Annotated in this window: 7 protein-coding genes; 5 read left to right on the forward strand and 2 right to left on the reverse strand. The window is 41.4% G+C overall.

Going from position 1 to position 6,270, the window contains the following annotated elements; all coding sequences use genetic code 11:
* The first annotated feature begins 15 nt into the window (after positions 1–15).
* From MK385_RS09685 to MK385_RS09700, 4 genes are all read left to right on the forward strand, one after another.
* The gene (locus tag MK385_RS09685) at positions 16–411 is read left to right on the forward strand and encodes a single-stranded DNA-binding protein (protein ID WP_000282459.1); all 396 of its coding nucleotides are present in this window, start codon (positions 16–18) and stop codon (positions 409–411) included.
* A 308-nt stretch (positions 412–719) separates the two neighbouring features.
* Positions 720–1,004, forward strand: a complete 285-nt coding sequence (groES, locus tag MK385_RS09690; RefSeq protein WP_084921628.1) for a co-chaperone GroES — start codon at positions 720–722, stop codon at positions 1,002–1,004.
* Between the two features lie 15 nt (positions 1,005–1,019).
* Entirely contained in the window at positions 1,020–2,642 is a 1,623-nt protein-coding gene (gene groL / locus MK385_RS09695; RefSeq protein ID WP_000031555.1) for a chaperonin GroEL, read from the forward strand.
* Positions 2,643–2,767: 125 nt separating this feature from the next.
* Positions 2,768–3,535: an epoxyqueuosine reductase QueH gene (locus MK385_RS09700; RefSeq protein ID WP_268725949.1), complete on the forward strand. Its 768-nt coding sequence runs from the start codon at positions 2,768–2,770 to the stop codon at positions 3,533–3,535.
* 70 nt (positions 3,536–3,605) lie between these two features.
* On the opposite strand, the gene ntdP is transcribed toward MK385_RS09700, so the two are convergent.
* Positions 3,606–4,139 (reverse strand): nucleoside tri-diphosphate phosphatase, encoded by a 534-nt coding sequence (gene ntdP, locus MK385_RS09705; protein ID WP_000775318.1) that lies wholly within the window; start codon positions 4,137–4,139, stop codon positions 3,606–3,608.
* Positions 4,140–4,227: 88 nt separating this feature from the next.
* Entirely contained in the window at positions 4,228–5,004 is a 777-nt protein-coding gene (gene recX, locus MK385_RS09710) for a recombination regulator RecX (RefSeq protein ID WP_268725950.1), read from the reverse strand.
* A gap of 37 nt (positions 5,005–5,041) precedes the next feature.
* On the opposite strand from recX, the gene rlmD reads away from it, so the two are divergent.
* The coding region (rlmD, locus tag MK385_RS09715) for a 23S rRNA (uracil(1939)-C(5))-methyltransferase RlmD (RefSeq protein WP_268725951.1) at positions 5,042–6,270 on the forward strand (1,229 nt) is incomplete at its 3' end.

Here is a 6,270-nt window from a genome sequence, read left to right on the forward strand (position 1 = left end):
TAGGAGGAAGAAAATATGTATAATAAAGTTATCATGATCGGGCGCTTGACGTCTACACCAGAATTGCACAAAACCAACAACGACAAGTCAGTAGCGCGTGCAACTATCGCTGTGAACCGTCGTTACAAAGACCAAAATGGGGAACGTGAAGCTGACTTTGTCAATCTTGTTCTTTGGGGGAAATTGGCTGAAACCTTGGCAAGCTACGCAACTAAAGGTAGTCTTATCTCTGTGGATGGAGAACTTCGTACCCGTCGCTTTGAGAAAAATGGCCAGATGAACTACGTGACTGAAGTCCTTGCCACAGGATTCCAACTTTTGGAAAGCCGCGCCCAACGTGCCATGCGTGAAAATAATGCAGGACAGGATTTGGCAGATTTGGTCTTGGAAGAGGAAGAATTGCCATTTTAATACTCTTCGAAAATCTCTTCAAATCACGTCAGCTTCACCTTGCTGTAGGTATAGGTAACTGACTTCGTCAGTTCTATCTACAACCTAAAAGCAGTGCTTTGAGCAACCTACGACTAGCTTCCTAGTTTGCTCTTTGGTTTTCATTGAGTATAAACATTGAAAAGTCTGAGTTGGTGTCAGACTTTTTATCTTGCCAAAGTCAGACTTTTTTCTTGACTATTTCTGACCAAGTGATACAATAGAACTATGAATTAGCACTCAGTTATAAAGAGTGCTAATAATATGTAGTTTATCATGGAGGAAAACAGATGTTGAAACCATTAGGAGACCGTGTGGTCTTGAAAATCGAAGAAAAAGAACAAACTGTTGGAGGCTTTGTCCTTGCGGGCTCAGCCCAAGAAAAAACAAAGACAGGCCAAGTTGTAGCTACTGGACAAGGGGTTCGTACCTTGAATGGTGACTTGGTGGCTCCAAGCGTTAAACCTGGAGACCGTGTCTTAGTTGAAGCTCATGCAGGTATTGATGTCAAAGATGGAGATGAAAAGTACATCATCGTAGGCGAAGCCAATATTTTGGCAATCATTGAAGAATAGAAGGAGAAAGTAAGTATGTCAAAAGAAATTAAATTTTCATCTGATGCTCGTTCAGCTATGGTCCGTGGTGTCGATATCCTTGCAGACACTGTTAAAGTAACCTTGGGACCAAAAGGTCGTAACGTTGTGTTGGAAAAATCATTCGGTTCACCTCTCATCACCAACGACGGTGTGACCATTGCCAAAGAAATCGAGTTGGAAGACCATTTTGAAAATATGGGTGCCAAATTGGTATCAGAAGTAGCTTCAAAGACCAATGATATCGCAGGTGACGGAACGACAACTGCAACAGTCTTGACTCAAGCGATCGTCCGCGAAGGAATCAAAAACGTCACTGCAGGTGCCAATCCAATCGGCATTCGTCGAGGGATTGAAGCAGCAGTTGCCGCAGCTGTAGAAGCCTTGAAAAACAATGCTATCCCTGTTGCCAACAAAGAAGCTATTGCTCAGGTTGCTGCTGTATCTTCTCGTTCTGAAAAAGTCGGTGAATACATTTCTGAAGCTATGGAAAAAGTTGGTAAAGACGGTGTCATCACTATTGAAGAGTCACGTGGTATGGAAACAGAACTTGAAGTTGTGGAAGGAATGCAGTTTGACCGTGGTTACCTTTCACAGTACATGGTGACAGATAGCGAAAAAATGGTGGCTGATCTTGAAAATCCATACATTTTGATTACTGACAAGAAGATTTCCAATATCCAAGAAATCTTGCCACTCCTAGAAAGCATTCTTCAAAGCAACCGTCCTCTCTTGATTATTGCAGATGATGTGGATGGTGAAGCTCTTCCTACTCTTGTATTGAACAAGATTCGTGGAACCTTCAACGTAGTTGCAGTTAAGGCACCTGGCTTCGGTGACCGTCGCAAAGCGATGCTTGAAGACATCGCCATCTTGACAGGCGGAACAGTCATCACAGAAGATCTTGGCCTTGAGTTGAAGGACGCGACAATTGAGGCGCTTGGTCAAGCAGCGAGAGTAACTGTGGACAAAGATAGCACTGTTATCGTAGAAGGTGCTGGAAATCCTGAAGCTATTTCTCACCGTGTTGCAGTTATCAAGTCCCAAATTGAAACTACAACATCTGAATTTGACCGCGAAAAATTGCAAGAACGCTTGGCAAAATTGTCAGGTGGTGTCGCAGTGATCAAGGTCGGTGCTGCAACTGAAACTGAGTTGAAAGAAATGAAACTCCGCATTGAAGATGCCCTCAACGCTACTCGTGCAGCCGTGGAAGAAGGAATCGTTGCAGGTGGTGGAACTGCTCTTGCCAATGTCATTCCAGCAGTGGCTGATTTGGAATTGACAGGAGATGAAGCGACAGGACGCAATATTGTTCTCCGTGCCTTGGAAGAGCCTGTTCGTCAAATCGCCCACAATGCAGGATTTGAAGGTTCTATTGTTATTGACCGCTTGAAGAATGCTGAAGTTGGTACAGGCTTCAACGCAGCAACTGGCGAATGGGTCAACATGATTGAAGAAGGAATCATTGACCCAGTGAAAGTGAGCCGTTCAGCCCTACAAAATGCAGCCTCTGTGGCTAGCTTGATTTTAACAACAGAAGCAGTCGTAGCCAATAAACCAGAACCAGCAGCCCCAGCTCCAGCCATGGATCCAAGCATGATGGGCGGCATGATGTAAAAGTAACTTATAAAAAACACAAAAGGAGGGAACATGCATCCCTCCTTTTATGGTTTTCTCTTCTAAAATTGATTTGAGCTCTCCTAACTTATATGATAAAATAAGACTAGAAAAAGGAGAAGAACATGATCGATGTAGAAGAAATTCTGAGCAAGATGAATCCCAATCAGAAGATTAATTATGACCGTGTCATGCAGAAAATGGTTCAGGTTTGGGAGAAAAATGAGCAACGTCCAACTATTCTCATGCATGTTTGCTGTGCTCCTTGTAGTACCTACACCCTAGAGTACCTGACCAAGTATGCGGATGTGACCATCTATTTTGCCAACTCTAACATCCATCCTAAGGTAGAATACCACAAACGGGCTTACGTCACCCAAAAATTTGTTAGTGATTTCAATGAGCGAACAGGCAATACGGTTCAGTACCTAGAAGCTCCCTACGAACCAAATGAATACCGGAAGTTAGTCAGAGGACTGGAAGAAGAACCCGAAGGTGGTGACCGTTGCAAGGTTTGTTTTGACTACCGTTTGGACAAAACAGCACAGGTAGCTATGGACTTGGGCTTCGACTACTTTGGTTCAGCTTTGACCATCAGTCCCCATAAGAATTCTCAAACCATCAACAGCATCGGAATCGATGTACAAAAGATTTATACCACTCACTATCTTCCAAGTGATTTCAAGAAAAATCAAGGCTACAAGCGCTCGGTTGAGATGTGCGAGGAGTATGATATCTATCGTCAATGTTATTGTGGTTGCGTCTATGCGGCTCAAGCCCAGAACATTGACCTTGTTCAGGTTAAGAAGGATGCCACGGCTTTCTTGTTGGATAAGGATGTTGAAAAAGACTATTCCCACATCAAGTTTACTGTGACTAAATTAGATATATAGAAATCAACCCAGCCGAAAAGCTGGGTTTTTCAAATAAAAAAACCAGGGCTCTCACCCCAGATTGACAACTTTACCGATTCTTTAGTTCTATGTAGCGTTTGTACCAAATGTTGACATAGGCCTCTGAGAAAGGACCGCGTCCATTGTTGATCCAATCAACAAGGATTTTAACATGCTCTTTCAAAATATAGTCTAAATCATCAGAATACTTCATTTTGCGTTTATGGCGCTCATACTCTTCAACGTCTAAGAGACGTTTTTCACCATCAGTGAAGACCTTGACATCCAAATCATAATCAATGTATTTCAGGGCTTCCTCATCTAGATAGTAGGGGCTGGCCATATTGCAATAGTAGGAAATTCCATTATCGCGAATCATAGCAATGATATTAAACCAATATTTTTTGTGAAAGTAAACAATAGCCGGTTCTCGAGTTACCCAACGACGACCGTCACTTTCGGTAACAAGTGTGTGGTCGTTGACGCCAATAATAGCGTTCTCTGTTGTTTTTAGTACCATGGTGTCCCGCCAAGTACGGTGAAGACTCCCATCATGCTTATAACTTTGAATTGTAATAAAGTCGCCTTCTTTTGGAAGTTTCATAACTAACCAACTTTCTACAATTTATAAGTTTATCGTTTACTATTATATCATAAATTGGTCTAATTTTTTTGAATTTTACACGAAAATATTAAAGATATTCTCTGAGAGCGCTTGCTATATCCGAAAAATCATAGCCTTTCCGAGCTAAAGCTTGGGTTAAACGTTGTTTAAGTTCGTATCCTTCATACTTTCGAGCATACTTAGCATATTGTTTGTCTAGCTCTTTAAAAATAAGTTCTTGAGTCGTTTCTTGGTCAACTTTACTATCCAAGTCGTCAAAGGCATTTTTAGCATCAGCATAGGAGAAGCCTTTGTTGGTCAAGTTTTGAATAATCTTATCCTGCAAGGCACGAGCGGGAAGCTTTCCTGTGTATTTTTTAAGTAGTTTCTCCGCCACACGATGAGTAACCTCTGAAAAATCAAAATCCTTTAAAATCTCTTCAATAGTTGATTTGGCAATCCCTTTTTGAGATAGTTTTTGAGCTAGCACGTAAGGTCCCTTATCTCCAGAAAGTTGATTGGCATTGATAATAGAGTAGGAATACTGACGATCATTAATCCAGTTGTCTTCTTTAAGATTAGCGATAACTTGACTAGTGATTTTTTCATCAAGATCATACTTTTTCAGATACTCACGAACTTCCTTTTCGGTTCGAGCTTTAAATGATAGATGGTAGAGGGCGAGATTTTTACCATAAGAGAACTGGGCAAAGTCCTGAATCTCGGTCAATTCTTCCTTGCTAATGACCTTATCTTTAGACAACATAAAACGGACAATGGTATCTTCCGTGATATAAGAGGTTTGCTGTCCATCTAGTTCCATCAAGTAGAGACGTTTTTTCTTTTCAAGTTTTGTGATTTTCATAGTTCTATTATACCCTAAAATGTGATAAGATAGGGGTATGAATCTGAAAGTCAAACAAAAAATACCTTTAAAAATCAAGCGGATGGGCATCAATGGTGAGGGAATCGGTTTCTATCAGAAAACCCTCGTTTTTGTGCCAGGCGCCCTCAAAGGAGAAGACATCTATTGTCAAATTACTTCTATTAAACGTAACTTTGTTGAAGCCAAATTACTAAAGGTTAATAAGAAGTCTAAATTTCGAGTCGTGCCAGCTTGTACGATTTATAATGAATGTGGTGGTTGCCAAATCATGCACCTCCACTACGATAAACAGTTAGAGTTCAAAACGGATCTGCTCCATCAAGCCCTGAAAAAATTTGCTCCTGCAGGATATGAAAACTATGAAATCCGTCCAACTATCGGAATGCAGGAACCAAAGTACTACCGTGCTAAGCTTCAATTCCAGACTCGAAAATTTAAAAATCAGGTCAAGGCAGGTTTGTATGCGCAAAACTCTCATTACCTCGTAGAGTTAAAAGATTGCTTGGTACAAGATAAGGAAACCCAAGTGATAGCGAATTGCCTAGCTGAACTTCTTACTTACCACCAAATTCCAATTACAGATGAGAGAAAAACGTTAGGCGTTCGTACCATCATGGTACGTCGAGCAAGAAAAACAGGACAAGTCCAGATAATCATCGTCACGAATCGCCAGCTTAATTTGAATCAACTAGTCAAAGACCTAGTCAAGGCTTTTCCAGAAGTCGTCACGGTTGCCGTCAATACAAATACAGAAAAAACAAGTGAAATCTATGGTGAAAAGACGGAAATTATCTGGGGCCAAGAGAGCATTCAAGAAGGAGTACTCGACTATGAGTTTTCTCTCTCGCCCCGAGCTTTTTATCAACTTAATCCGGAGCAGACAGAAATTCTCTATAGTGAAGCAGTTAAGGCTCTGGATGTCAGTAAAGAAGACCATCTGATCGATGCCTATTGCGGTGTTGGGACGATCGGATTTGCCTTCGCAAAGAAGGTCAAGAGTCTCAGAGGAATGGATATTATTCCGGAAGCCATAGAAGATGCCAAGCGAAATGCTAAAAAAATGGGATTTGACAATACCCATTACGAAGTGGGAACAGCAGAAGAGATTATTCCACGCTGGTATCAAGATGGCTACCGAGCAGATGCCCTGATAGTAGATCCTCCTCGGACGGGTTTAGACGACAAGTTATTAGATACCATCCTAACTTATGTACCGGAAAAAATGGTCTATGTATCCTGCAATGT

Origin of the sequence: Streptococcus oralis (assembly GCF_026782125.1) — a bacterium.
In the GTDB taxonomy this organism is placed as follows: domain Bacteria; phylum Bacillota; class Bacilli; order Lactobacillales; family Streptococcaceae; genus Streptococcus; species Streptococcus oralis_CE.